General features: G+C 69.4%; 21 protein-coding genes, 1 tRNA gene and 1 pseudogene. 11 read left to right on the top strand and 12 right to left on the bottom strand.

All coding sequences use genetic code 11. The annotated features are described in order from the left end of the window. The first annotated feature begins 459 nt into the window (after positions 1 to 459). Positions 460 to 2,703 (top strand): transglycosylase domain-containing protein, encoded by a 2,244-nt coding sequence (locus G3I41_RS25425; protein WP_164402699.1) that lies wholly within the window; start codon positions 460 to 462, stop codon positions 2,701 to 2,703. Between the two features lie 96 nt (positions 2,704 to 2,799). On the opposite strand, the gene G3I41_RS25420 is transcribed toward G3I41_RS25425, so the two are convergent. Further along, entirely contained in the window at positions 2,800 to 3,264 is a 465-nt protein-coding gene (locus G3I41_RS25420; protein ID WP_164402698.1) for a GatB/YqeY domain-containing protein, read from the bottom strand. Between the two features lie 79 nt (positions 3,265 to 3,343). On the opposite strand from G3I41_RS25420, the gene G3I41_RS25415 reads away from it, so the two are divergent. The 3 genes and pseudogenes from G3I41_RS25415 to G3I41_RS25405 all read left to right on the top strand — a co-directional run. After that, entirely contained in the window at positions 3,344 to 4,285 is a 942-nt protein-coding gene (locus tag G3I41_RS25415) for a metallophosphoesterase (protein ID WP_164402697.1), read from the top strand. 95 nt (positions 4,286 to 4,380) lie between these two features. Beyond that, positions 4,381 to 4,454, top strand: a tRNA-Pro gene (locus G3I41_RS25410). A 219-nt stretch (positions 4,455 to 4,673) separates the two neighbouring features. Continuing rightward, positions 4,674 to 5,151, top strand: a pseudogene (locus tag G3I41_RS25405) (transposase); the annotation flags it as partial. A gap of 31 nt (positions 5,152 to 5,182) precedes the next feature. On the opposite strand, the gene G3I41_RS25400 reads toward G3I41_RS25405, so the two are convergent. Next, the gene (locus G3I41_RS25400; RefSeq protein WP_164402696.1) at positions 5,183 to 5,692 is read right to left on the bottom strand and encodes a DinB family protein; all 510 of its coding nucleotides are present in this window, start codon (positions 5,690 to 5,692) and stop codon (positions 5,183 to 5,185) included. 949 nt (positions 5,693 to 6,641) lie between these two features. Here G3I41_RS25400 and G3I41_RS25395 point away from each other — a divergent pair. From G3I41_RS25395 to G3I41_RS25385, 3 genes are all read left to right on the top strand, one after another. Next, a complete protein-coding gene (locus G3I41_RS25395) occupies positions 6,642 to 8,492 on the top strand; it encodes a DUF262 domain-containing protein (protein WP_164402695.1) in 1,851 nt (616 codons plus the stop codon). 560 nt (positions 8,493 to 9,052) lie between these two features. Next, positions 9,053 to 10,588 carry a DUF2339 domain-containing protein gene (locus G3I41_RS25390; protein WP_164402694.1) on the top strand — a complete coding sequence of 512 codons (1,536 nt, stop codon included), beginning with the start codon at positions 9,053 to 9,055 and terminating at the stop codon, positions 10,586 to 10,588. Positions 10,589 to 11,016: 428 nt separating this feature from the next. Next, on the top strand, positions 11,017 to 11,823 hold the full coding sequence (locus G3I41_RS25385; protein WP_164402693.1) for an SGNH/GDSL hydrolase family protein: 807 nt from the start codon (positions 11,017 to 11,019) through the stop codon (positions 11,821 to 11,823). Positions 11,824 to 11,867: 44 nt separating this feature from the next. Here G3I41_RS25385 and G3I41_RS25380 read toward each other — a convergent pair whose 3' ends face one another. After that, positions 11,868 to 12,704, bottom strand: coding sequence for a class I SAM-dependent methyltransferase (locus tag G3I41_RS25380; RefSeq protein WP_164402692.1), 837 nt, complete (start codon positions 12,702 to 12,704; stop codon positions 11,868 to 11,870). A 70-nt stretch (positions 12,705 to 12,774) separates the two neighbouring features. Between G3I41_RS25380 and G3I41_RS25375 the strand changes: the two genes are divergently transcribed. Further along, entirely contained in the window at positions 12,775 to 14,661 is a 1,887-nt protein-coding gene (locus tag G3I41_RS25375; protein ID WP_203601633.1) for a prolyl oligopeptidase family serine peptidase, read from the top strand. Between the two features lie 95 nt (positions 14,662 to 14,756). Then, positions 14,757 to 15,635: an SURF1 family protein gene (locus tag G3I41_RS25370; protein WP_164402691.1), complete on the top strand. Its 879-nt coding sequence runs from the start codon at positions 14,757 to 14,759 to the stop codon at positions 15,633 to 15,635. Positions 15,636 to 15,672: 37 nt separating this feature from the next. Here G3I41_RS25370 and G3I41_RS25365 read toward each other — a convergent pair whose 3' ends face one another. From G3I41_RS25365 to G3I41_RS25335, 7 genes are all read right to left on the bottom strand, one after another. Then, positions 15,673 to 16,821 carry a hypothetical protein gene (locus G3I41_RS25365; RefSeq protein WP_164402690.1) on the bottom strand — a complete coding sequence of 383 codons (1,149 nt, stop codon included), beginning with the start codon at positions 16,819 to 16,821 and terminating at the stop codon, positions 15,673 to 15,675. Between the two features lie 119 nt (positions 16,822 to 16,940). Then, positions 16,941 to 17,516, bottom strand: coding sequence for a SigE family RNA polymerase sigma factor (locus tag G3I41_RS25360; RefSeq protein WP_164402689.1), 576 nt, complete (start codon positions 17,514 to 17,516; stop codon positions 16,941 to 16,943). Between the two features lie 383 nt (positions 17,517 to 17,899). Beyond that, positions 17,900 to 18,964: an aspartate-semialdehyde dehydrogenase gene (locus G3I41_RS25355; RefSeq protein ID WP_164402688.1), complete on the bottom strand. Its 1,065-nt coding sequence runs from the start codon at positions 18,962 to 18,964 to the stop codon at positions 17,900 to 17,902. Then, positions 18,961 to 20,232: an aspartate kinase gene (locus G3I41_RS25350; RefSeq protein ID WP_018102119.1), complete on the bottom strand. Its 1,272-nt coding sequence runs from the start codon at positions 20,230 to 20,232 to the stop codon at positions 18,961 to 18,963. The genes G3I41_RS25355 and G3I41_RS25350 overlap by 4 nt, the downstream gene beginning before the upstream one ends. Before the next feature lie 219 nt (positions 20,233 to 20,451). Continuing rightward, complete coding sequence (locus tag G3I41_RS25345) at positions 20,452 to 21,111, bottom strand: DUF5063 domain-containing protein (RefSeq protein ID WP_164402687.1); 660 nt, start codon at positions 21,109 to 21,111, stop codon at positions 20,452 to 20,454. Positions 21,112 to 21,203: 92 nt separating this feature from the next. Beyond that, positions 21,204 to 21,803 (bottom strand): recombination mediator RecR, encoded by a 600-nt coding sequence (gene recR, locus G3I41_RS25340; protein ID WP_164402686.1) that lies wholly within the window; start codon positions 21,801 to 21,803, stop codon positions 21,204 to 21,206. A 70-nt stretch (positions 21,804 to 21,873) separates the two neighbouring features. Then, a complete protein-coding gene (locus G3I41_RS25335; RefSeq protein WP_164402752.1) occupies positions 21,874 to 22,212 on the bottom strand; it encodes a YbaB/EbfC family nucleoid-associated protein in 339 nt (112 codons plus the stop codon). A gap of 368 nt (positions 22,213 to 22,580) precedes the next feature. Here G3I41_RS25335 and G3I41_RS25330 point away from each other — a divergent pair, with 368 nt between their 5' ends. Beyond that, positions 22,581 to 23,375, top strand: coding sequence for an SLATT domain-containing protein (locus G3I41_RS25330; RefSeq protein WP_343242224.1), 795 nt, complete (start codon positions 22,581 to 22,583; stop codon positions 23,373 to 23,375). A gap of 48 nt (positions 23,376 to 23,423) precedes the next feature. Here the strand turns inward: G3I41_RS25330 and G3I41_RS25325 are convergent, their stop codons facing one another. Together G3I41_RS25325 and G3I41_RS25320 are read right to left on the bottom strand one after the other, a co-directional pair. Continuing rightward, entirely contained in the window at positions 23,424 to 24,074 is a 651-nt protein-coding gene (locus G3I41_RS25325) for a hypothetical protein (RefSeq protein ID WP_164402685.1), read from the bottom strand. A gap of 130 nt (positions 24,075 to 24,204) precedes the next feature. Continuing rightward, positions 24,205 to 24,921: a GntR family transcriptional regulator gene (locus G3I41_RS25320; protein WP_164402684.1), complete on the bottom strand. Its 717-nt coding sequence runs from the start codon at positions 24,919 to 24,921 to the stop codon at positions 24,205 to 24,207. Positions 24,922 to 25,064: 143 nt separating this feature from the next. Between G3I41_RS25320 and G3I41_RS25315 the strand changes: the two genes are divergently transcribed. After that, the coding region (locus tag G3I41_RS25315; protein ID WP_164402683.1) for a serine/threonine-protein kinase at positions 25,065 to 26,094 on the top strand (1,030 nt) is incomplete at its 3' end.

The raw sequence follows: 26,094 nt of genomic DNA, 5'->3' as shown, positions 1-26,094 counted from the left end.
CTGCCAGTTGAGGACGTTACGGAAGGTGGCGACAGCACAACACCCCCTTCGGGCCCAATCTTGAATGGCCCGAACGGACTATGCGTATACGGCAGATCACCCAGGGGAGTGAGCTGGGGACATGCGGGACCATCCCGCCAGAATCGGGACAGTTCACCAGAACCACATCGGACGTTCGGTGACACACGGGGCGAATTCGGGAGCGCCGGGCGTGTGGCCGGATCGTGCACGGGGGTTGATACGGAACCGGACTGCTGTGACAGTTGAGAGCAGCTTAGGCCAAGGCATATCCGTGTGTCCGGCGAATGGGAACGTAGCCGCCTCACACCCCATACCACCAGGCCCAGCAGCCGCGGCGCGGCCACCACGCCGGATCCGAATGTCACGGTCCGGTACGCGAACGCTCCGATGGACCCCCGGTCCTACGGAACGCTCATATCTACGGATTAGGCTGCCCCCATGCCAAAGAAGCGCTCGGGCGGGGGTCTCACCACGACCCAGCAGGCCGCCAAGTTCCTCGGTGTCGCCGCACTCTCCGGAGTCGTCCTGGCGGGCATCGCGCTGCCGGCGGCCGGAGCACTGGGCCTCGCGGCCAAGGGGACGGTCGACGGGTTCGACGAGATCCCGGCCAATCTGAAGACCCCGCCGCTGAGCCAGCGCACCAAGATCCTCGACAGCAAAGGCGGCCTGATCGCCACGGTCTACTCGCGTGACCGCACGGTGGTGCCGCTCACGAGCATCTCCCCGTACATGCAGAACGCGATCATCGCGATCGAGGACGCCCGCTTCTACGAGCACGGCGCGGTCGACCTCAAGGGAATCCTGCGCGCGCTGAACCGCAACGTCCAGGCGGGCGGTACGGCGGAAGGCGCCTCCACCCTCACCCAGCAGTACGTGAAGAACGTCTTCGTGGAGGAGGCCGGTGACGACCCGGCGAAGGTCGCCGAGGCCACCCAGCAGACGCTGGGCCGAAAGGTCCAGGAGCTGAAGTACGCGATCCAGGTCGAGGAAGAACTCGGCAAGCGGAAGATCCTGGAGAACTACCTCAACATCACCTTCTTCGGGCAGCAGGCGTACGGCGTCGAGGCGGCCTCCCAGCGCTACTTCTCCAAGTCGGCGAAGGACCTGAAGCTGGAGGAGGCGGCGCTGCTCGCCGGGATCGTGCAGTCGCCCAGCCGCTACGACCCCATCAACGACACGGAGGAAGCGACCAAGCGGCGCAACACCGTGCTCCAGCGCATGGCGGACATCGGCAAGATCTCCCAAAAGCAGGCGGACGAGGCCCAGAAGACCCCGATCAAGCTGAAGGTCAAGCGACCGCGGAACGGCTGCATCACCGCCGTCAGCGGCGCCGGCTTCTTCTGCGACTACGTCTCGAAGGTCGTCAAGAGCGACCCGGCCTTCGGCAAGACCGCGAAGGACCGCGCCAAGCTGTGGGCGACCGGCGGTCTGACCATCAAGACGACCCTGGACCCGCGGTCCCAGGCCGCGTCCAACGAGGCGGCCGTCTCCCGGGTCAACGAGGACGACAAGGTCGCCGACGCGGTCGTCCAGGTCCAGCCCGGCACCGGACGGATCCTGGCGATGGCCCAGTCCAGGCCGTACGGTCTCGACCCCTCCAAGCACCAGACCATGCTGAACCTCTCCGTCGACCACGCGATGGGCGGCAGCTACGCCGGCTTCCAGGTCGGGTCGACGTTCAAGCCGATCACCGCGGCGGCGGCGCTGGAGAAGGGCATCAGCCCGGCCCAGACCTTCGACACCCCGCGCAAGATCTCCCTGCCGGCCGACTCCTTCCGCACCTGTGCGGGCGCACCCACGGACGACAAACCGTGGTCGGTGCAGAACGAGACGGAGTCCGAGAAGGGCATGTTCGACATGACCAGCGCGCTGGGCAAGTCGATCAACACCTACTTCGCGAAGCTGGAGCAGAAGACGGGCCTCTGCGAGACGCTCGCGATGGCGAAGAAGGTCGGCTACGACCGCGGCGACAACAAGCCCCTGTGGGAGGTCGCCAACACCACGCTGGGCGGACAGGAGTCGACCCCGCTGGCCATGGCCTCGGTGTACGCGACCTTCGCCAACCGCGGCACGTACTGCACACCGGTCGCGGTCCTCTCCGTCACCAAGCCGAACGGCAAGCCGATCGACGTGCCGAAGTCGCGGTGCAGCCGCGCGATGAGCGAGCACACGGCCGACACCATAAACCAGATGCTCAAGGGCGTCGTCGAGGACGGCACCGGCACGCAGGCCGGCCTCAGCGACCGCGACAACGCGGGCAAGACCGGAACCACCGACGAGCGCAAGAACGCCTGGTTCGTCGGCTACACGCCGAACCTGTCCACAGCGGTCTGGGTCGGCAGCGACGGCGCCCGTCAGAACAAGATGACCGACATCGTCATCGGCGGCCAGTACTACGACAAGGTCTGCGGTGGCTGCCTCCCCGGACCGATCTGGAGGACGGCGATGACCGGCGCCCTCAGCTCGTCCGAGACCCCTTCCTTCAACCCGGTCGACGTACCGCGGGCGAAGGAGAAGGAGGACAAGGAGAAGAAGCCGGACGGGGACAAGAAGAAGCCGGGCGACAACAAGCCCGGTGACGACGACAACCCGTTCCCCGGCATCAGCATCCCGCCGGACCTCCTCGGCGGGAACAACGGCCACGGCCGGGGACAGAACGACGGCGGCAGGAACGGCCCCTGACGGCCGAGACGCGTACGAGGGCGGGGCGCTCCGGATCATCCGGGCGCCCCGCCCTCGTACGTACGCGACGCCGGCCCTCGCCGGCCCCGGCTTCGCTCAGCCCGCGAGGAGCTTCTTCACCGTGGCGGCCACCCGGCCGCCCTCGGCGCGCCCCGCGACCTTCGGGTTGACGATCTTCATGACGGCGCCCATCGCGCGCGGCCCCTCGGCCCCGGCGCCCTTCGCCTCGTCCACGGCGGAGGCCACGATGGCGGTCAGCTCCTCGTCACTCAGCTGCTGCGGAAGGTACGCGTCGAGGATGGCGCCCTCCTTCTTCTCCCGCTCGGCCTGCTCGGTCCGGCCGCCCTTGGCGAAGGCGTCGGCGGCCTCACGGCGCTTCTTGGCCTCCTTGGCGATCACCTTCTGCACCTCGTCGTCGGAGAGTTCGCGGGCGGTCTTGCCGCCGACCTCTTCCTTCGTGATCGCGGTGAGGGTCAGCCGGAGCGTGGACGAGGTCAGCTCGTCACGCGCCTTCATGGCCGTGGTGAGGTCTTCCTTGAGCTTGGACTTGAGCGTGGTCATGAGGTGATTGTGGCAGGTGCGGGGCGCCCCGTGCCCGCCTGTTTTCCCGCGGGCGTACGACGTCTGCGACGATGGGCGCATGCGCGCACGCTACGGAGTACCCCTGAAAATAACGGCGGTCACCGCCGCGGCCGGCGCCGCCGGTCTCGCCTACGCGGCCGGCTTCGAGGTCCGCTCGTTCCGCCTGCGCAGGGTCACCGTCCCAGTGCTTCCGCGAGGGGCGCGCCCGTTGCGCGTCCTCCAGGTCTCCGATGTGCACATGGTCAGCGGACAGCGCAAGAAGCGCGCCTGGCTCCAGTCCCTGGCCGGCCTGCGCCCCGACTTCGTGGTGAACACCGGCGACAACCTCTCCGACCCCGAGGCCGTACCGGAGCTGCTGGACGCGCTCGGCCCGCTGATGGAGCTCCCGGGCGTGTACGTGTTCGGTTCCAACGACTACTACGGCCCCAAGCTGCGCAACCCGGTCCGCTACCTCTTCGAGAAGGCGTCGGGCAAGCACGGCCTCAACGGCAACGCCCCGGCGGTCGGCGTCGTCCACAACCCGTGGGAGCCGATGCGCGACGCGTTCGACGAGGCGGGCTGGCTCAACCTGTCCAACACCCGCGGCCGCCTCAAGCTGGACGGCCTGGAGCTCGCCTTCACCGGCCTGGACGACCCGCACATCAAGCGCGACCGCTACGCCGAAGTGGCCGGCGGCCCCGAGACGGGCGCCGACCTCTCGATCGGCGTCGTCCACGCCCCCTACCTGCGCTCCCTGGACGCGTTCACCACGGACGGTTACCCCCTGATCCTGGCCGGTCACACCCACGGCGGCCAGGTGTGCATCCCCTTCTACGGCGCCCTGGTCACCAACTGCGACCTGGACACGGACCGCGTGAAGGGCCTCTCCACCCACTATTCCGGCGGCAACCGCGCCTACCTCCACGTCTCGGCGGGCTGCGGTACGAGCCGCTACGCCCCGGTCCGCGTGGCCTGCCCCCCGGAGGCGACCCTGCTCACCCTGACCCCCCGGGACGCCTGACCGGGCCGCTCCCGCCGATCACGACAAATACCGGATTTCGTCTCCGGGCGCCGGTGGGCTAGAGTTATCGATGTCGCCGGGAGACCGGCGGGGATCGGGGTGTAGCGCAGCTTGGCAGCGCGCTTCGTTCGGGACGAAGAGGTCGTGGGTTCAAATCCCGCCACCCCGACAGAGAAGTACCAGGTCAGGGGCCTGATCCAGTAACTGGATCAGGCCCCTGACGGGTTCCTGGAGATCGTTTGGGAGAAATCTGGGAGAAGATCTTGGTCGGCTTCTCCCAGGAACAGTCTCCAGTGCCGCAGGAAGAGCGGCGCCTACGCGCCCTCGGGTCTGCGCGTTCTCGAATCCAGGGCTCGTAGCTGACCAGGAACACTGTGGCGGGCCGCCCCACCGGTCGTTAAGGAACTTCCACGGCTGCTATTCGGTCGGCGACGACACCCTCTGGGGTGTCAACCGCCGCCACAAGGGCGCCGTTCCGTCGCTGGCCGCGCTGCAGTCGATCCGGGCCGCCCGGCCGGACGGCGCCCCGATCTACGTGATCCTGGACAATCTGTCCGCCCATAAGGGCAGCACGATCCGCCGGTGGGCCCGGAAGGACAAGGCCGAGCTGTGCTTCACGCCGACCAACGCCTCCTGGGCGAACCCGATCGAGGCGCACTTCGGTCCCCTGCGGCAGTTCACTCTCGCCAACTCGCATCACCCCAACCAAACGGTCCCGACGAGGGAGTTGCAGCGATACCTGCGCTGGCGCAACGCCCAACTCCCGGCACCCCGATGTTCTGGCCGCTCAGCGTCGTGAACGAGCCCGTGTTCGCAGCGAGAAGGGAACCCGCTGGGGCGGCCGGCCTCTCGCCACCGCAGCCTGAAGATCTCCATGCTGCTCACTGGGGCAGAGGACTATCCAGCGTAGGGGTTGCCGCCGAGCCAGGTGGTGCCATCGATCAGTTCGCGTGCCGCGTCCAAGTGACCGCTGTGGCAGGCGACCTCGGTGAGCACGTGGATGAGGATGCGGCGCACGTCGGGCAGCCGCCAGGTCGGCCAGATGTCCACGGGCCACGCGGCAGGCTCCTGGTCCAGGTTGGCGGCGGCGAGCACGACGTCTGCGCTTGCGATGGCCGCCCGGTAGTCGGCGAAGACCTCCCTGGTGCTCATCCCCTCGGGGACGTACCAGTGCGCCTCCGCACCTGCCGCGAGCTGTCCGACCACATCCGGTTCGCCTGCGATCACTCCGGGGAACCAGAAGCGTTCGACATCCACCGTGAGGTGGCGCAGCAACGCCAGGCAGCTCCAACCGCTGGGCAGCACCGGCCGCCGCAGATCCTCCTCCGAGACCCCTTCGAGGATCCCAACGACGTGCGCGCGCTGACTGTCCAGGGCACCCTTGAGCGCGGCGAGTTCAGCGTTCACCGAACGGCGCCCTGCGCCGGGATCTTGCTCAGCTGGGACGCCGCCCACCATGGCCTCGCCCGTTGTACTTGTCATCCGCGCGCCTCCGTCAACCACAGAACATGATCTGACTCCGGCCCGGACGCTACACCGGGGGTACGACAACCCCCAGCCGATCGGCGCCAAGTCGTTCTGCACCGCCCACCCGGCAAACCTTCCCGGTCACGGCACTAGTAACTCAACTGGATGGCTGGCGACGGGAGTAACGGGGTGCCCAACGTCTGCAAGCGTTTGGCCCCGCCGCAGACGTTCGGCAGACCACAATAGAATCGCCATAAGGCCAAATGAGGGCCCATGTAACCGCCGCAGGGCATGTATATCGGCGAGCTGCCGGTCTGCGAACAACGCTGCCGCAGTTGAGGGTTCGTGTCCGTTGACCAAGCATTCTTGACCGCGCGCCGAGATCCGGCCCGCGATCTCGCACTGCGCACGTCGATACGGGCGTCGGCCATGGCGGCCGGAGCCAGTTGAAGCCGCCGGACGGTGGTCGACGTCATCTGGTCGACAGCGATCAGCACGATGATCACGCGGGTGAGGCGCTCTCGACATGCTCAAGGATGCGGGACAGGTTCACCCAGGGTGGTTCGAGGGCCTGCCGCTGAAGAGCAGTTCGAGGTGAGAGACCAGCCCTGCGTCACACGGTCCGCCACTCCGGCATTGAGCTCATCCAGCACACCGTGCCGCTGGCTGCTAAGTCACCCGCGGTGCTCACCGCCGTGCCACGAATCGCCGCCGCACTCGCTAACAAATCGTGATGGTCTGACCAGAACATCGCAAGGAGGCTCCACGACATCCCACCGCCTGACAGTGTTCGCCGCCGTCTTCCCACCGAAGTTCACGGTCAGGCCGATCAGCTGTAGCGGAGATCGCTACGGTAAGAGCCTGAACGCGAGGGAGGGGGCCCCAATCCATGAAGGCGGACACGGTCGACCTGCGGCGGATCTTCGGCAGAGACGTGCGTTACACGGTGCCACTGTTCCAGAGGCCATACGTGTGGAACCGGGACGACAACTGGTCGGCCCTGTGGGAGGACATCCGTCGCACCGTCGAACGGGCCGAGCAAGCGGCATTGACCGGGGAAACGGTGGCACCGCACTTCCTCGGAGCAGTTGTGTTCGACGAGACCCCGTACCTTTCGTCAAGTCTGGAGACGCGGCAGGTCATCGACGGACAACAGCGCCTGACAACCCTGCAGTTGTTCCTGTTCGCGGCCCGTCTGTCGGCGGCGACTCTCGACCACGAGCGCTCCGTACGCTTGCTAAGCAAGTTCCTGGAGAACGACGAAGACCTGTTCGACCGCGCCCAGCATCCCGACCATCTCTACAAGGTCTGGCCGACCAATGCGGACCGTGACGAGTTCCGTGCCGTCATGCTCGGCCAGGGAGGGGGAGGGCGGCTCACCGAAGCCGTCGCCTACTTTCAGCAGGAGATTGACACGTGGCTGGCGGAATCAGCTGAGTCGCAGGAGCGGCTGGGCATGCTGGTTCAGGCGCTGCGGGAACAGCTGCGTTTGGTCATCATCGACTTGGAAGAGCATGACGACGCCCAGGTCGTCTTCGAGACGCTGAACAGCCGCGGTACACCACTGGAGCACGCGGATCTGATCAAGAACATGCTGTTCCGCGATGCCGAACGTGCTGGCGCGGACGTCGACCGACTCTACGATACGTACTGGGCGCCCTTTGACCAGGACGAGTGGCGCGTGGAACAGACGACTGGCCGGATTACACGAAGCCGCCTCGACGTGTTCCTGACGTACTGGCTCACGATGCGTACGCAGCGCGAGTTCACCTCCTCCGCCCTGTTCAAGGAGTTCGAGCGCTGGCAACTCTCGTCCGCCGTTCCCACGGAGGATGTCTTTGCTGAGCTGGCACGCTACGCCGAGATCTATGACCTCATCGACGACCATCCGCTGCACGGCGTCGAGGGACGGTTCCTGTACCGGATGAAGGTCCTGCAGACCTCCACTCCGATGCCCCTGCTCCTCTTCCTCTACGGCCTGGACGAATCCCTGCTGCCACCGGAACGCCGACAGCGGGCGATCCGCGCTATCGACAGCTACCTCGTTCGCCGGGCGGTCCTCAATCTCAGCACCCGCGACTACAACAACGTCTTCCGTGACCTGGTCGTGGCCGTAGCCCGACAACCCGATCGCGCGGATGATGCCGTCATCAAGGCCCTCTCAACCATGCATGGCCACCACCGACACTGGCCGAGCGACTCCGAGTTCCGTGCCTCGTTGGAACAGGACCCCATCTACTCCCGTCTGGTTCGCCGCAGCGTACGCATCCTCCTCGAAGCACTGGAGGACGCGCTGCGCACCGACCACACCGAACAGCTCACCGTCCCCGTCGGCGAACAGGCCGGCGCAAAGTTGACCATCGAGCACGTCATGCCGCAGAGCTGGCGCGACAACTGGCCGCCCCTGGAGAACGATCTGTCCGAAGGGGCCGACCGCGACGAGCTGGTCCACACACTCGGCAACCTGACCCTGGTCACCGCCCGCCTGAACCCCACTCTGGGCAACATGGCCTGGGAGGGCAAGCGCCAGTGGCTCGGCAAGCACAGCCTGTTACGTCTCACCCACGGCACCCTGCTCAGTGCTCCATCAAACGCTGAAATCACCGACTGGGCTGCGGCCTGGGACGAGCGGCGAATCCGCACACGGGGCGCGTACCTCGCCTCACTGTCATTGGGCATCTGGCCGCATGCCGACGATCTACACACTGACCCATTTTCTTTCGATCACAACCACATGTAACACGTGCGACCAGCATTTTCAGGCGACGTTGTTTCTGCAAAGCAGACGCGTGGCTACGGCCACCGCGCCGGCAGTCCACCGTCTGGGAGAAAACTGGGAGAAGATCTTCCTCCAGAGCCATCGCAGCACCCCCTGAGACCAGCCAGGGGCCAACGCCCTGACCTGTTCATTTGCCATCGATAGCAGGTAGGCAACATGCTCGAACCTCATTCGGGACGAAGAGGTCGTGGGTTCAAATCCCGCCACCTCAAATCCCGCCACCCCGACAGAGAAATACGAGGTCAGGCACCTACTCAAATGAGTAGGTGCCTGACCTGTTTGCGCTTGCGTGCCGCTGAGCCAGGCCGCGATCCGGGCCCCTGGGCGAGAGAGCGGCGAACACACCGGGCCTGTCGGCCTGAGCCACCCGTGGTGGGACGTACCCCTGGCGGCACCACACGCCTGTCAGTGCTGAGCCATATCGTCGTTCCTCTGATCTCCAACGATCGAAACGGATCAAGGACGGACACCGTCATGCCGACTGAACAAACGCCCTTCGCCGCCCCTATCAAGGGTGTTCGATGATTCCCCGGGGACCGGACTGCACGGTGACCACCCTGATCGAGCTGCAAGGGGGCAGGGCGCAGTGGGACAAGGCCATGCGGCGGATACGGGAGCTGGGCTGGACGTGCCACGAACTCAGCCCCAAGGAGCGACGCACGGTCCGCCGGGCGTTCGACCCCGATGACGGGTACAGCGAGTTCTGGTGGGTGGAAGTACCGATCGTGGGCTCCACCTGGCGGGCCGACCGCGAAGCGGCCTGGCGGATCATGGAGTTGAGCCGGTCGGTACAGACCGTGATCTACGGGCGGCTGTTCCGGCGGGCCGAGATCGATCGGGTGCTTGAGCCCGAGTGGCAGGTGCACTCGACAGATCGGGAACCCGCAGGCACCGTCACACCGGGCCCCCGTCGGCTCTGGCGAACAGTCACGCGCTGGTGCGCGACGCGCACTGGGCTCTTCGACGTCCGCGTGCGGATCCATGCGAGCAAGGACACCGCCCGGCACCTGGCCCGGCATCTGCGCGCAGACGGACCCCGAGCGGACCTCGACGTGCGGCCGCTCGACGGGCGGGGGCGCACCGGCACCCCCCTTCATGGGGAGGACGCCCTCAACAGGGCTCTGGCGCTCTTCGGCGGGCCACTGCTCGCCATGTCCCTCTTCCTGTCAACGGCTCGGCACCTGCCACCCTTTTCAGCCGCGGTGTGCTGGTTCCTCGCCGTCGCATGTGCCGTCCCAGCCTGGTGGACGGCTTTCGCCCTGCCGTTGGCTCGCTCACGGCTCCACTGCCTGGCCACCTGCCTCATCGCCACCCTCGCAGTGGCCGTCTACACACTGGGCGTCCCTGAGCTCTTCGACGGCGTCGACTCCCGGTCCGCCTGGGTGACAGCAGCAATCGGCTTCTACGTGACCGGGCTGATCCTGCTGGGACGCCGCTGGCGGTGGCAGATACTGGCCGCGACGGTGCTTCCTCTGCTGGCCACACTGCTCGTGGCGGCTCTGCCCCTCACCGGCAGGATCCTGCAGGACGGCTACGCGGACGAGCTGTCCCTGTCTCCGGAAGAGACGGCGGTCAGCGGGGCGTACCAGATCCTCGCGGCGGTGAAACTGCTCTGGCCCGCCCTCGCGGCGATCCTCTTCATAGCAGCCGTTTGGGGCGTCCTGCGCTACTTTCACTTCATACGGCCGCGGAGCGTCTTCGCCGGCACCCTGGCCGCGCTTTTCCTCACCCTCGGCTTGCTCACAGTCGCCGAGTGGACCTTCGCGTCACCGCGGCACGCGGCCGACGAGCTGAAGCGAGCAGCCGCTCATCACACCAAAGCCCCGCCGTACTTCGGCATATCAACGGACTGGGTCTGCGTCCGCCCCACGGTCCCGGTCCACGCCCTGAACGAGCAGGGGGGAGTGCTTGCACCACACATCCCCTACCTTTCGTTCGGCGTCGCCGAAGGCAACGTGGTCCTGTGGAACGCCGCCGCCGACCGCCCACTGCGCGTTCCGGCCGGACAGGTGAAGCTGCTTCCTGCCAGGAACCTCGGGCCCGCTTGCGCCACATGACTGGACGACACAGTCGGCAAGGAACCGAGCACAGGCACAACCTCAATCCCGAGCTGCGCAGCGCGCGCAACCGAGAGGCCGCGCCCCAGGGCATCGAGTCGCGGTAGCCGCGGACGACACCCGGCATCGGTCGTCCACATCTCCCCGGCATGCCAGGTCCATCTTCCTGCGGCTCCCAGACGTGCCCCATGGCTCCCAGCGCCCGGAGTTCCACCCCCTGCGAAGCGACGGGCCGATCGCCGTAGAACCTTTATTTCAGGGGTGGTTGGTGGTTTATCTACGCGTGGAGCTATGCCTACCGACCGATCATTCGGGCAATTCAGGCGGGTTCTCGCAGAGCTATTACCGACTGGTACCAGGAGCTGCTACAACAGGGACCGCTCACTCAACCCCCCACCCACCCCCCACACTTCGGAGGGCTGACAGGTATGTCAGTACGGAGATTCTGGGCGTCCGCATCCACTCTGCTCCTCGCCGCCACTGCCGCTCTGGGAATCGCCCAGCCGGCTTCGGCATCCTCCTCGGCCGCCGCCGGCGGGTACGTCGCCCTGGGCGATTCGTACTCGTCCGGTGTCGGCGCGGGTAGCTATCTGTCCGACAGCGGCGACTGCCGTCGCAGCACCAAGGCGTACCCGTACCTCTGGGCGGCGGCGAACTCGCCGTCCTCATTCACCTTCGTGGCCTGTTCGGGCGCCACCACGAGCACCGTGGCCAGTGGTCAGCTCGGGGCGCTCAGTTCGTCCACCTCACTGGTGAGCGTCACCGCGGGCGGCAATGACGTCGGGTTCGCCGATGTCATGCAGGACTGCGTGCTGTCCGGCGAGTCCGCCTGCATCTCGGCCGTGAACGCGGCCGTCGGAAAGATGAACAACACACTGCCGTCGAGGCTGAGTTCGCTCTATGCCTCCATCCACTCCAAGGCCCCGCAGGCCCATGTCGTGGTCCTGGGCTACCCGCGCTTCTACAAGATCGGCGGAAGCTGTCTCGTCGGCCTGTCCGACAAGGCGCGTACGGCCATCAACAACGCGTCCGACGTACTGAACGGTGTCATCGCCAAGCAGGCCGCGAACGTCGGATTCACCTTCTCCGGGGTCGCCGACGAATTCACGGGACACGAGCTGTGCTCCGGCGATCCATGGCTGCACAGCGTCTCCATCCCCGTCTACAACTCGTACCACCCCAAGCCCGAGGGTCAGTCCGGCGGTTATCTGCCGGCATTCCGCTCGGCGGCGTGACACGGAAGCGGCGCCCCGGTGGGAACCGGGGCGCCGCTCCTCCGTCAGGCCGCCGGACGGGTCGCCTTGAGGGAGTACATCAGCGGGATCCTCGGACGGTCCGGCGGAAAGCGGAAGAAGTCGTCCCGTCCGCGTTCCAGGACCGGGAAACGCGCGAAGAGCGAGACGTCGTGCTCATGAAGGAACTCGATCCGCAGGCCGGCGGCGGCCAGCGCGGACACCACACTGCCCACCGGGTGCTGCCACTCGACGCTGCGGTTGTGGACGGTCCGGGCATCGAAGTCCGCGTACGTACCCGGCGTCTCGTCCACCCACGCCTCGCGGCTGAAGTAGTCGTGCGCGATCCGCGAACCCGTCTCGTCGTCCAGGCAGTCCGTGAGCGGATGGAACTCCGCGAGGTAGAGGAAGCCTCCAGGCGCCACCAGTGACGCGGCCGTCTCGGCCCAGCGGTCGATGTCGGGCAGCCAGTTAAGCGCGCCGACGCCCGTGTAGACGATGTCGTACGAGGAGTCCGGTACGGCCTGGGCCGCGTCGTACACGTCGGCGGCGACGAAAGCCGCACGGTCGGGTCCGAGCCCCAGGTCCTGGGCGAGGGCCCGGGCGGTCTCGACGGCCGGTTCGGAGAAGTCGAGGCCGACGACCTGAGCGGCGCCGTGCCGCGCCCAGGAGAGCGTGTCGAGTCCGATGTGACACTGCAGGTGCAGCAGCGACCGGCCGGTCACATCGCCGACCTCGGCCAGCTCGAAGGGCCGCAGGGCATCCTTCCCCGCGCGGAAGGAGCCCAGGTCGTAGAAGTCACTGCCTGCGTGGATGGGCACACGCTCATCCCACATCCTGCGGTTGGCCTCGCGCCAGTCGGGCGGTGTCGGAGCGGTGGACATGTGCGCGAGGTTATCCACAGGCTGCGGACGAAGCGAACGGATTGTCGGGCGTCCGGCGCAGAATGGGGTCATGACTGAGGCCACTGGTTCGCCGACGACCGCATCCGTCCCGCTCTGGGAGCAGCGCTTCCGCGCTCCCCGGGTATCGCTGCCCGACTGGGCCGAGGACGCGCCGGACCGCGCGTTGTTCGTCTCCAACGCGACGGGTACCTATGAGCTGTACGCGTGGGACCGGGCGACCGGTGAGCAGCGCCAGGTGACGGAACGGCCGAACGGGACGACGGACGGCGTGCTGACGCCGGACGGCGATTCCGTGTGGTGGTTCGACGACACCGACGGAGACGAGTTCGGGGTGTGGATGCGCCGGCCGTTCCACGGCGGGGTGGACACCGTGTCCACCCCGGCCGCTCCCGGCCTCGGGCCGTCCTATCCGGCCGGGCTCGCGATCGGCAGGGACGGAACGGCGGTGATCGGCCGTTCGACGGACGAGGACGGGACGACGATCCATGTCGTACGGCCGGGCGCGGACCCGGTGGAGATCTACCGCCACCGCGAGTCGGCCGGGGTCGGCGACCTGAGCCACGACGGGACGCTGATCGCCCTAGAGCACACCGAGCACGGGGACGCGATGCACTCCGCGCTGCGCGTGGTCCGCCCGGACGGGACGACGGTCGCGGAGCTGGACGACACCAAGGGCGGTACGAAGGAGCTGGGCCTCGCGGTCCTCGGCTTCGCGCCCGTCGCCGGGGACACCCGGCTGCTGGTCGGACACCAGAGGCGCGGACGCTGGGAGCCGATGATCTGGGACCCGGTGGCGGGCACGGAGACGGACCTGGCCATCGACCTGCCGGGCGATGTGGGCGCCGAGTGGTATCCGGACGGTTCCGCGCTGCTCGTCGAGCACGGCTTCGAGGCCCGCAGCGAGCTCTGGCGGTACGGGCCCGCCGCGGCCGGCGGCGAGCTGGTCCGGGTGGAGACGCCGGCCGGCACGGTCTCCGGCGCCACGGCCCGCCCGGACGGGACGGTCGAGTACCTGTGGTCGTCGGCGGCCGAGCCGCCCGTCGTCCGCTCCACGACCGGCGCGGTGGTCCTCGACCCGCCGGGGGCCAAGGCGCCGGCCTCGGTGCCCGTCGAGGACGTGTGGGTGGACGGGCCCGGCGGCCGGATCCACGCGCTCGTGCAGCGTCCGGCGGCCCCCGCCGAGGGGCCGTTCCCGACGGTCTTCGAGATCCACGGCGGCCCCACCTGGCACGACAGCGACGCCTTCGCGGCGGGCCCCGCCGCCTGGGTCGACCACGGCTACGCGGTCGTCCGGGTCAACTACCGCGGCTCGACCGGCTACGGACGGGCGTGGACGGACGCGCTCAAGCACCGGGTCGGGCTGATCGAGCTCGAGGACATCGCGGCGGTCCGGGAGTGGGCGGTGAAGTCCGGCCTCGCGGACCCGGCGAAGCTCGTCCTGGCCGGCGGCTCCTGGGGCGGCTATCTCACGCTGCTCGGCCTCGGTACGCAGCCCGGCGACTGGGCCCTCGGGCTGGCCGCCGTACCCGTCGCGGACTACGTCACGGCGTATCACGACGAGATGGAGGCTCTGAAGGCGATGGACCGCACCCTGCTGGGCGGAACGCCGGAGGAGGTGCCCGAGCGGTTCGAGGCCTCGTCCCCGCTGACGTACGTCGACGCCGTGCGCGCCCCGGTCTACATCTCCGCCGGGGTCAACGACCCGCGCTGCCCGATCCGCCAGGTGGAGAACTACGTGGACCGGCTGAAGGACCGGGACGCCGTGCACGAGGTCTACCGGTACGACGCGGGGCACGGCTCGCTCGTCGTGGAGGAGCGGATCAAGCAGGTCCGGCTGGAGCTCGACTTCACCCGCCGGTACTTGTCCGGGGTGTCGCCGGCGGGGCCCGGCGACCCGGTCGGCCCGGGCCAGGAGGCACCGGCCGGCAGCGCGTAGGAGAGGAGCCGGCCGGCGCGTAGGGGCCGGATAAAGGGCCGCTCCGCGGATGCCCCCGCTCCGGCCGGCCGGAGCGGAGACCGTACCGTGGAGGGGTGTACCGGTTCCTGCTGACCCCGCGATGGTGGGGGATCAACCTCTTCGTCGTGCTGGCCATCCCGTTCTGTGTGTTCATGGGCACCTGGCAGCTCGGCCGCTTCGAGGACCGCGTGCATACGCACGAGGCCGCCGAGAAGCAGCCCGCGCCGGGTAGCCGGGCCGCCCAACCGCTCGACGAGCTGCTGCCCGTCGACACGGAGACCTCCGGCCGGCCCGCCGTCGCGACCGGGCGGTACGCGGACCGCTTCCTGGTGCCCGGCCGTGAGCTGGACGACCGGAAGGGCTACTACGTCCTGGACATGCTGCGGACCGACAGCGGCAAGGCCCTGCCGGTGGTACGCGGCTGGCTGCCCGGGAAGCCCGGACGGACCCGGGTACCGCCCGCACCGTCCGGCCGGGTCACGGTGACCGGCGACCTCCAGGCGTCGGAGAACGCGGGCACCTCGGGGGTCGGCGCCACGGGCGGGCTGCCGGACGGCCAAGTGGGCATGATCAGCGCTGCGTCGCTCGTCAACCTGGTGCCGTACGACGTGTACGACGCCTGGGTCACACTGCCGAAGAGCGGTGCGGGCGGATCCGAGAGGGCCGTGGGCGCCTCGGAGGAGGCGACGAGCGGAGCCGCCCGGTCCGGGGCGACCGCGCTGCGCCCGGTACCGGCCGCCGTGCCGGAGGGTGGCGGGCTCGACCTCAAGGCCTTCCAGAACCTCGGCTACACGGGTGAGTGGTTCGTCTTCGCCGGGTTCGTGGTCTTCATGTGGTTCCGGCTGCTCCGGCGCGAAGCCGAGGCCGCCCGGGACGTGCGGCTCGGCCTGGTCCCCGAGGCGGAGACCGCCGCCCCGCCGGTACCCGAGGCGGAGGCCCGCTCAAGGGCGTGAGCGGGCGGCCCGGGCCTCCGGCCGCCCGCACCCGCTCCTACGAAGAGGGTTCCAGGACACCCGTCCGGTAAATCGTTCCCGCGCAGGCATTGTCGATCTTCGTCGCGGCGACCGGGGCCCCCGGCTCCGGGGTGTGCTGCACGGAGATGCTGCCCTGGGCGGGAGTGGCACCGTCGCTGCCGAACTGCGTCTCCGTACCCGTCTCGCTCTCGCCTGTGCCCCCGGCCGCCGCGGTTCCGGCCGAACCTCCGCTGCCGGCACCCACCGTGCCGTCCGTCGGCGTCGGGGAGGGCGAACCACCGGTGGACGGACAGGTGTCCTTGGGGACCCAGGCGAACTGCACCTCGTAGACCGCGTCCGGCTTCAGTACGACGGCGGTCTCCTCGGTGGCGGGGTCGGGCAGACCGGAAGCGGGGTCGCCCTCGGTGTGCCGGACGACGTCGATCCGTGCCGGATCGGCCGCACCCATCGCCTCGAAGCCCACGGTGCCGCCACTGCTCACCACGCAGTTGTCGCCGGACACGTTGGCGATGCGGAAGGCTCCGTACACGGTGCCGTCGGCACCCGCCGCGCCGGCCCTGGCCGACCTCACACCGAGCTGTCCCGGGTCGCACGGGCGCATGGGATCCACCGCGCTCCTGGCGGGATCGGCGGACGCGCCGGACGGATCGCCGTCCTGGCCCTGGCCGTTGCTGTCGGAGGGTGTCGTGGTGCTGTCCGGAAGCCCCTGGCCGCCGTTCGGGTGGCCGCCGCCGCTCTCGCCGCCACCGCCGTTGCCGGAGTCCGCGCCGCGGTCGTCTCCGCTGCCGCCCTGCGCCTGCTCGCCGTGGCCGGCGATGGCGGGGCTGGCCGTGCTGGAGCCCTCCGAGTTGGCCACGTGGACGAACGCGGGGATCGCGGTGCCGATGAGCAGTGCCGCAGCGGCGGCACCGACCAGGGCCTGCCGCCGACGGGCCCGCCGGGCGGGCACCGCGCGCTGCAGCCGGTCGAGGCTGCCCTCGCCCGGCTCCAGTCCCCGCACGGCACCGTGCATCATGCGGCGCAGCGCGTCCTCGGCGCCGTCGTCGCCGAGGGGCGCGCCCCCGCCGGACGAGCTGCCTCCGCCGAACAGTCCGGCCGGGGCCTCAAGGTCCTGGGTGTCGCCGTCGCGGTCCGCGTGCGGGGCGTTCTCCGGCCCGTGGTTCACAGTTCCGTTCCCAGTCCGGTCCAGTGGGAACCCGCGCGCGGAACCGCGCCGATATCCGTTACGGCCCTCCGGCCGCGGGTCCTGTTCATGGTCCTGGTCGTAGTGGTCACCGCGCCGGCTCATACCTGCGCCTCCATCACCACGCGCAGGGCCGCGATTCCGCGTGACCCGTACGCCTTCACCGAGCCCAGGGATATGCCCAGCGTCTCGGCTACCTGAGCCTCGGTCATGTCCGCGAAGTACCGAAGGACCAGCACCTCGCGCTGACGCCTCTGCAGGCCGCGCATCGCCTTGATCAGCGCGTCCCGTTCCAGTTGGTCGTACGCCCCCTCCTCCGCGCTCGCCATGTCCGGCATCGGCTTCGAGAGCAGCTTGAGCCCGAGGATGCGGCGGCGCAGCGCGGACCGGGAGAGGTTGACGACGGTCTGGCGCAGATACGCGAGGGTCTTCTCGGGCTCGCGGACCCGGTTGCGCGCGGAGTGCACGCGGATGAACGCCTCCTGTACGACGTCCTCGCAGGACGCCGTGTCGTCCAGCAGCAGGGCCGCGAGGCCGAGCAGCGAACGGTAGTGGGCGCGGTAGGTTTCAGTGAGGTGGTCGACGGTGGTTCCGGCTGCCACGCCCTCTTCAGCACCCTCGCGCTGCGCCGGCAGCCCCGTCTGACGCGCGGCGGGCATGGGCGCGATCACCGGCATGCCACCGGCCGCACGGGCCCGTCGGAGCGGTCGCACCGAAGCGCCGCGCAAGGGGCCCACCACTGTGATATCGAGAACCTCTGCCACGCCAGTTGGACACGCTTCCCCCCACCAGGGTTGTACGCGTACGGCACCGCGTTTGAGACCCTGCGATATGCCCTCATACGTACCCGCTCTTCCCCAGATGCCCCGCACATGCGCCCCGCCGCGCAAGAAGTGACCGCTTAGACGCCTGGCGCCCGACCCGCGGTTGCAACGAACCGAAAGGTCATCGTCCGTCACGGCGACTGCCCAGCTCAAGAGGTTCAGACCAGAGAGTTGCTCACAGATCGTTCACAGAAAGTGCAAAACAGGTTCGATCCGGACCTCGTGAGCACGGGCCGTCAGGACTGGGGGAATTCCGCGGCCACGGATTCGGCGATCTGGGCCACGTTGAGCGCCGCCCCCTTGCGGAGGTTGTCGCCGCAGACGAAGAGCTCCAGCGCCTGCGGGTCGTCCAGCGAGCGGCGGACCCGGCCGACCCAGGTGGGGTCGGTGCCGACCACGTCGGACGGGGTGGGGAAGTCGCCGGCGCCCGGGCTGTCGTAGAGCACCACTCCGGGAGCGGTGGCCAGGATCTCGTGCGCCCGGTCGACCGCGACCTCGTTCTCGAAGCGGGCGTGCACGGACATCGAGTGCGTGGCGACGACGGGTACGTACACGCAGGTCGCCGACACGCGCAGGCTCGGCAAACCGAGGATCTTGCGGCACTCCTCGCGGATGGCCAGCTCCTCCGACGACCAGCCGTCCCCGGCGTCCGTCCCGGCCCACGGGACGACGTTCAGCGCGACCGGCGCGGCGAACGGGCCGCCGTGCGTGTCACCCACCACCCGGCGGACGTCGCCCGGCTTCGTACCGAGTTCGGTACCGGCCACCATGGACAGTTGTTCGCGCAGTACGGCGACCCCGTCGCGGCCGGCGCCGCTGACGGCCTGGTACGAGGAGACGACGAGCTCACGCAGACCGAACTCGGCATGCAGGGCGCCGACGGCGACGATCAGCGCCAGCGTGGTGCAGTTCGGGTTCGCGACGATGCCGCGCGGTCTCATCCGTACGGCGTGCGGGTTGATCTCGGGCACGACGAGCGGGACGTCGTCGTCGGCCCGGAAGGCGGCGGAGTCGTCGATGACGACGGCACCCTTGGACGCCACGAGCGGAGCCCAGCGGGCGGAGACCTCGGCCGGCACCAGGAACAGTGCCACGTCGATGCCCTCGAAGACGTCCTCGGTGAGTTCGAGGACCTCGCTCTCCTCACCGCGTACGACCAGTTTGCGGCCGGCCGAGCGCGGTGAGGCGACAAGTCTGACCTCGCCCCAGACGTCCGCGTGCTGCGAGAGGATCTGGAGCATGACGCCGCCGATCGCCCCGGTCGCGCCGACGACCGCGAGCGAAGGGCGGCGTGCGGTCATCGGCCGGTGCCCCCGTACACGACGGCCTCGTCGGAGTCGCTGTCGAGACCGAAGGCGGTGTGCACGGCGCGCACGGCCTCGTTGACGTCGTCGGCGCGGGTGACCACCGAGATGCGGATCTCGGACGTCGAGATCAGCTCGATGTTGACGCCCGCGTCGGACAGCGCCTCGAAGAAGCCAGCGGTGACCCCGGGATTCGTCTTCATACCCGCGCCGACCAGGGAGATCTTGGCGATCTGGTCGTCGTAGCGCAGCGAGTCGAAGCCGATCACACCGCGGTTGCGTTCCAGGGCGTCGATGGCCTTGCGGCCCTCCGCCTTCGGGAGCGTGAACGAGATGTCCGTCAGGCCGGTCGACGCGGCGGAGACGTTCTGCACCACCATGTCGATGTTGACCTCGGCGTTCGCGATCGTACGGAAGATCGCGGCGGCCTCGCCCGGCTTGTCGGGCACGCCGACGACGGTGATCTTGGCCTCGGAGACGTCATGGGCGACTCCGGAGATGATCGCGTGCTCCACCTTCTGGTCCCCTTGCGGCTCGTTGCTGACCCAGGTGCCGCGGAGTCCGGAGAAGGACGAGCGGACGTGGATCGGGATGTTGTATCGGCGTGCGTACTCGACGCAGCGGTGCAGCAGCACCTTGGAGCCGGACGCGGCCAGCTCCAGCATGTCCTCGAAGGAGATCCAGTCGATCTTACGGGCCTTCTTGACGACCCGCGGGTCGGCGGTGAACACGCCGTCCACATCGGTGTAGATCTCGCAGACCTCGGCGTCCAGTGCGGCCGCGAGCGCGACGGCAGTGGTGTCGGACCCGCCGCGGCCGAGGGTGGTGATGTCCTTCTTGTCCTGGGACACCCCCTGGAACCCCGCGACGATCGCGATGTTCCCCTCGTCCAGCGCCGTACGGATACGGCCTGGCGTCACATCGATGATGCGCGCTTTGTTGTGGACCGAGTCGGTGATGACGCCCGCCTGGCTGCCGGTGAACGACTGGGCCTCGTGGCCCAGGTTCTTGATCGCCATGGCCAGCAGCGCCATGGAGATCCGCTCTCCCGCGGTCAGCAGCATGTCGAACTCACGCCCGGCCGGTATCGGGGATACCTGCTCGGCGAGATCGATCAACTCGTCCGTCGTGTCGCCCATCGCGGACACCACGACAACCACCTGGTTGCCGTTCTTCTTGGCATCGACGATTCGCTTGGCGACGCGCTTGATGCCCTCGGCATCGGCTACGGAGGAGCCTCCGTACTTCTGCACGACAAGGCCCACGTGCGCTCCTCGCTCAGTCCATTACTGCGGTCGGCTCAGTTTAACGAGCAGTCCGGAAACGCCCCGCTGATACCAGATGCTGAGATGTCCCGCTCACCACGTGATCATCGGCGTGTCGCTCCGAACCGCTCGTACCGCCCTGCTGCCCACCGAACACGTACGCATTCCCCTTTGTGGCCCAGCCCACACGCGGGCCGTACCACCGGACGTCGAGTGCTCCTACGTGGCCGGGCGCAGGCCCAGCGGTCCCGCGATCTCCTCGAACATGACGCGGCCCGCCTCCTCGGCGAGGTCGTCGTCGCCGGCGTCCTGGTCGGTGTCCAGGCCGTCCAGCTCCTGGAGGGGCTGGTTGAGGCGGATGTGGGCGATCAGGGACTGGAGGGCGCGCAGGGTGGCGGAAGCGGTGGAGCCCCAGTTGGAGAAGTAGGAGAACTGCCACCACCACAGGGCCTCGGTGGTGCGGTCCTCCTCGTAGTGAGCCAGACCGTGGCGCAGGTCGGTGACGAGGTCGGCCAGATCGTCGGAGATGCGGGCCGCGACCGGGGCCTTGCGGGGCTCGTACGGGTCGAAGACCTCGGAGTAGACGTCGATCGGCTCCAGAAGGGCCGCGAAGCGCTCGCGCAGGCCGTCCGCGTCCGGTTCGGCGCCGAGGTCCGGCTCGTAGCGCTCGTCGGGGACGATGTCCTCGTACGCGCCGAGCCGGCCGCCTGCCAGCAGGAGCTGGGAGACCTGGAGGAGCAGGACCGGAACGGCCTCTTCCGGCTCCTCGACCTTGGACACCTCGGTGACCGCGACGATGAACGTCTTGATCTGGTCGGCGATCTGGACCGCGAAATCGCCGGGGTCCTGTGTGACGGTGTTCAACGTGGCGTCAGACATCGAGGAGACCTCCCGTGTGACCGGTCGGAGACGGTGAGTAGAAGATAACCGCGCTGAACGTAAAGCCGCCGTGAGATGCGGGAACGCGACCGTCAGACATCGAGCAGCCGCCTCCCCTCGAAGGCACGGCCGAGCGTGACCTCGTCCGCGTACTCCAGGTCGCCGCCCACCGGCAGGCCGCTGGCGAGCCGGGTGACCCGCAGGCCCATCGGCTTGACCATCCGCGCCAGGTACGTCGCGGTGGCCTCGCCCTCCAGGTTGGGGTCGGTCGCCAGGATCAGCTCGGTGATGGAGCCGTCGGCGAGGCGGGCGAGGAGCTCGCGGATGCGCAGGTCGTCCGGACCGACGCCCTCGATGGGGCTGATGGCCCCGCCCAGCACGTGGTAGCGCCCCCGGAACTCACGGGTCCGCTCGATCGCGACGACGTCCTTGGGCTCCTCGACCACGCAGATGACCGACCGGTCGCGCCGCGGGTCGCGGCAGATCCCGCACTCCTCCTCCTGGGCCACGTTGCCGCAGACCGCGCAGAAGCGGACCTTGTCCTTGACCTCCAGGAGGGCGTGGGCCAGGCGCCGCACGTCCGTCGGCTCCGCCTGCAGCACGTGGAAGGCGATCCGCTGCGCGCTCTTGGGACCGACGCCGGGCAGCCTGCCCAGTTCGTCGATGAGGTCCTGAACCACGCCTTCGTACAACGGAACGCCTTCCTGACTGAGTCGTGGTACGTACCGTAGGGGGTACGTACGGTCTTGGGTATGCGGCCGGTCAGAACGGCAGGCCGGGCATGCCGCCGCCCAGCCCCTGGGTCAGCGGGCCCAGCTTCTGCTGCTGGAGCTGCTGGGCGTTCTCGTTGGCCGCCTGGACCGCCGCGACGACGAGGTCCGCGAGGGTCTCGGTGTCCTCCGGGTCCACCGCCTTCGGGTCGATCACCAGGGCACGCAGCTCGCCCGAGCCGTTGACCGTCGCCTTGACCAGGCCGCCGCCCGCTTGGCCGTCGACCTCGGTCCTGGCAAGCTCTTCCTGGGCCTGGGCGAGTTCCTGCTGCATCTTCTGGGCCTGCTGCAGCAGCTGCTGCATATTGGGCTGACCACCACCGGGAATCACGGTCACTCCAGGCATTTCGACGACAAATGTTTCGGTATGCCGAGCCTACGTGGTCCCCGGGCGGCGCGCCCCACCCGCCGAGGAGCAACTCTTTCGAGTGAGATCGGGGGAGCCGTGCCACGGCTCCTATACCTGACCAGAGGCCGTGCACACCCGGGAATACCGCGATTTCGACCCCACGGCCCACCATTCGGCGGTAGGAAGGGCATGCGTCCCGGCACGCACGCGCCTACCCCTCCTCACGCATGGTTACGCATGGGGGACTGCCCGTCGCGTCCAGGGACCGGGAGCAGAGCAAGGATCCGCCCCGTCGTCGAGTACGCGGTCGAGAGCACGCGTCGCTATGCAGCATGCAGAGGAGTACCCCGGTGAGTCAGCCGGAGATGCAGCCCGAAGTGCCGCCCCGCAAGTCCGGCACGCCCGGACCGGCGGGTGCGGCCGCTCCCTCCGGTACGGACTCCGAGGACCGTGCGGGGCGAGCCCGTGACCTGACCGGGGTGCCGTTCCCGCTGGGCGACTGGGGAGAGCCCTCCCAGCGGCTGGACGAGCTCTACCGGTGGCTGGAGGCGGACGCGCTGCGCACCGCCGACTGGTATCTGAACGACCGGCTGTGGAAGCGGCGCGGCGCCAGGGCACTGCGGATGGGCACCGCCGCCGGTGCGGTCGCGGGCGCCGCCCTGCCGCTGCTCGACCTGACGGGTGCGCTGCACGGCGCGGCCGGCTGGGGCTATCTGTCGCTGCTCCTCGGTGCCGCGTGCATGGCGTGCGACCGCTACTTCGGCCTGACCTCCGGCTGGATAAGGAACCTCGCGACCGCGCAGGCGGTGCAGCGCCGGCTTCAGGTGCTCCGGTTCGACTGGGCGTCGGAGTGCGTGCGGGAGGTGCTCGGGCCGGCCGAGGGCACGGCGAGCGAGGCGACCGAGCGGTGCCTGGGCGTACTGCGGCGCTTCTCCGAGGACATCACGGAACTCGTACGGTCGGAGACCGCCGACTGGATGGTGGAGTTCCGGGCCGGGCCCGCGCCGCTCGGGATGCAGGCCCTGGTCTCCGGCGGCTCCGGGAACGGGCGCCCGGAGCCGGGAGCGGCGCCCGGACGTTTCCCGCTGCAGTCGATGGGCCGGCCGAACATGCCTCGGCAGCGGCCGCCGGAGTCCCCGCGCTGACCGTTCGCCGGCCGGTGCGGGGCTCCGGCGCGGGGCACCGGGAACGCCTCAGCTGAAGACGATCATCGATCCCTGGGCGAGGCTGCGGGTGACCGCGGCGTGCAGGCCGAGCCAGACGTGCCGCTCCAGAGCGAACGGGTTGTCGTCGTACGGGACGGAGGTCGCCGGCTCCTCCAGCTCGGTGGGGGCGGCGGGCGGCAGGGGCGCGGCCGGCGGGTTCGCCGGGTCGATTCCGATGGCCGGGGCGACGAACTCCAGCTCCCGCAGCAGCCCGTGCGCGGAACCGAGCGGGCCGCCCGCTGCCAGCAGGTCGTCGGTGGAGACGGGCGCGGCGAAGTCGAGGGGGACGTAGGCCCCCGCGTGGTCGAAGTGCCACACCAGGTGCGACTGCCGCGCCGTGGCCTCGAACATCTCCAGCAACTGCTCGTAGTCCCCGCCCAGCTCACCGACCGGCGTGACGGCCAGACCGCTGAGCTGGAGGAGGTAGGCGCGGCGCAGGAAGTGCAGGGCGTCGTAGTCGAAGCCGGCGACCGGGGCGACGTCTCCGGTCAGTCCCGGCATGTAGGCGTAAACGGGGACGGGCGGCAGTCCAGCCTCGCCCAGGGCCTTGTCGTAGAGGGCGATCTCTTCGGCGAAGGGGTTGTCGGGGCTGTGGCACAGCACATCGACGAGGGGGACCAGCCACAGGTCACAGGCCACGAAGTCTCGCTCTCCAACGGGGGCGTGCGGTGGTCGGGACAGCGTAATGCGACCGGCACCGCGCGCACAGTGGTCGCTCAGGACCGGCCCGGGGCGCGGCGGGGGGGGGGGCGACCCGTGCCCGGGGGACTCAGACGTGCCTCTCGGTGCCCCCTGCGGACGGCCCCCGCCCGGCCAGGCGGTCGGCCCAGCTCAGCGCGTGGCCGTTGTACCCGTCTATCGCCGCACGCAGGGCTTCGCGGTCCCGGTGCGTGATGGCGGCGACCAGCTCGGTGTGGCCGTTCCACAGCCAGTCCCGCAGGTCGGCGTCGTCCCGCAGGTACGGCACGGCGAACACCCATGCCTGGACGCGCAGCCGTTGCAGGAAGTCGCTGATGTAGCCGTTGCCGATGAGCCCGCCGAGCTCGCGCCAGAAGCGCAGGTCGTAGCCGATGAGGATGTCCAGATCGCCGCTGCGCGCCGCGCGGGCGGCCTCCTCGGCCCGGCGGCGCACGGAGACGAGCGCGTCCCGGTAGTCGGCCCGCCGGTCCGGGACCGGCTCGTGGAAGACGTCCCGGATGACGCCGTCCATGACCAGGGCACGGGCCTCCACCATCGCCCGGTAGTCCTCGACCGTGAACTGGTGCACCCGGAAGCCGCGGTGCTGGTCGGATTCGAGCAGGCCCTGCGCGGACAGGTCGAACAGCGCCTCGCGGACGGGCGTCGCGGACACCCCGTACTGCTCGGCGATCTGCTTGACGGTGAACTCCCGCCCCGGCAGCAGACGCCCGGCGAGCACCTCGTCACGCAGCGCGTCCGCGATCTGCTGTCGCAGGGTGCTGCGGGTGACGGCTCCGCTCGCGCACATGGGCGCCCCTCCCCCAATCGGTTCCGGGTCACCTTAGACCGGGGTCGCACCGGTCCTGAGCCCCGGAGGGGCCCGGCCGGGCGATCCACGCCGCTATTCTCGTCCCCGTCCGGCGTGTTGTCGTACGGGGGAGGCCGCACACCATGGAGAAGCTCGGGTCCACCGATCCACAGCGCATCGGCGCCTACCGCCTGCTCGGGCGCCTCGGCGCGGGCGGGATGGGCCAGGTCTATCTGGCCCGGTCCGACCGCGGCCGAACGGTCGCGCTCAAGCTGGTCCGCGAGGAGCTGGCCGCACAGCAGGAATTCCGCGACCGGTTCCGTCAGGAGGTGCGGGCCGCCCGCCGGGTGGGTTCCGCGTGGACCGCGCCCGTCCTGGACGCCGACACCGAGGCCGACGTCCCGTGGGTCGCCACCGGGTACGTGGCGGGTCCCTCCCTGCACGCCACCGTCTCGGGCAGGCCGGGCGCCGCGCCCAGCCCGGCCCCCGGGGCCCACGGCCCTCTGCCGGAGCGGTCCGTCCGCGTTCTCGGGTCCGGTCTGGCTCACGCCCTGAAGGCCATCCACACGGCCGGGCTGATCCACCGGGACCTGAAGCCCTCCAACATCCTGCTCACGATCGACGGCCCGCGCGTCATCGACTTCGGGATAGCGAGGGCCCTGGACACCATCACCGACGGCGGCCTCACCCGCACCGGCGCCCTGGTCGGCACGCCCGGCTTCATGTCGCCGGAGCAGGTGCGGGGCGAGCGGGTGAGCGCGGCCAGCGACGTGTTCTGCCTGGGGTCGGTGCTGACGTACGCCCTGACCGGGAGGCTCCCCTTCGGTGCCGCGGCCAACGAGATGCACGCCCTGTTGTTCCGCATCGCGCAGGAGGACCCGGACCTGACCGGGGTCACGCCCGGGCTCGACGACCTGATCCGCGGCTGCCTCCACAAGGACCCGCAGGCCCGGCCGTCCACGGACGACATCCTGGCGCTCCTGGCCGACGACGACAGCGGCGCGGAGCCCTGGCTTCCCGGTGCCCTCCTCGCCCAACTCGGCCGCCACGCCGTGGAACTGCTCGACTCGGAGGACCCCGAGGACGCGGTGCCGGTCGACGCGGCGGTGCCGGCCGACGCGGCGGTGCCGGCGGTCGCGGCCGTCCCGGCGGACGCGGCGATCCCGGCCGAGG

Origin of the sequence: Streptomyces sp. SID9727, assembly GCF_010550605.1 — a bacterium.
In the GTDB taxonomy this organism is placed as follows: Bacteria; Actinomycetota; Actinomycetes; order Streptomycetales; family Streptomycetaceae; genus Streptomyces.
The sequence above is the reverse complement of the archived record's forward strand: the minus strand, read 5'-3'. Positions and strand labels throughout refer to the sequence as shown.

What these genes read in the sequence shown, in the direction of transcription:
- G3I41_RS25390 (WP_164402694.1), top strand. Translation starts at nt 9,053, where the DNA reads ATGATTCCCCGGGGACCGGACTGCACGGTGACCACCCTGATCGAGCTG.
- G3I41_RS25355 (WP_164402688.1), bottom strand. Translation starts at nt 18,964, where the DNA reads ATGACCGCACGCCGCCCTTCGCTCGCGGTCGTCGGCGCGACCGGGGCG.
- G3I41_RS25345 (WP_164402687.1), bottom strand. Translation starts at nt 21,111, where the DNA reads ATGTCTGACGCCACGTTGAACACCGTCACACAGGACCCCGGCGATTTC.
- G3I41_RS25395 (WP_164402695.1), top strand. Translation starts at nt 6,642, where the DNA reads ATGAAGGCGGACACGGTCGACCTGCGGCGGATCTTCGGCAGAGACGTG.
- G3I41_RS25415 (WP_164402697.1), top strand. Translation starts at nt 3,344, where the DNA reads ATGCGCGCACGCTACGGAGTACCCCTGAAAATAACGGCGGTCACCGCC.
- G3I41_RS25360 (WP_164402689.1), bottom strand. Translation starts at nt 17,516, where the DNA reads ATGCCGGTGATCGCGCCCATGCCCGCCGCGCGTCAGACGGGGCTGCCG.
- G3I41_RS25385 (WP_164402693.1), top strand. Translation starts at nt 11,017, where the DNA reads ATGTCAGTACGGAGATTCTGGGCGTCCGCATCCACTCTGCTCCTCGCC.
- G3I41_RS25425 (WP_164402699.1), top strand. Translation starts at nt 460, where the DNA reads ATGCCAAAGAAGCGCTCGGGCGGGGGTCTCACCACGACCCAGCAGGCC.
- G3I41_RS25320 (WP_164402684.1), bottom strand. Translation starts at nt 24,921, where the DNA reads ATGTGCGCGAGCGGAGCCGTCACCCGCAGCACCCTGCGACAGCAGATC.
- G3I41_RS25375 (WP_203601633.1), top strand. Translation starts at nt 12,775, where the DNA reads ATGACTGAGGCCACTGGTTCGCCGACGACCGCATCCGTCCCGCTCTGG.
- G3I41_RS25380 (WP_164402692.1), bottom strand. Translation starts at nt 12,704, where the DNA reads ATGTCCACCGCTCCGACACCGCCCGACTGGCGCGAGGCCAACCGCAGG.
- G3I41_RS25420 (WP_164402698.1), bottom strand. Translation starts at nt 3,264, where the DNA reads ATGACCACGCTCAAGTCCAAGCTCAAGGAAGACCTCACCACGGCCATG.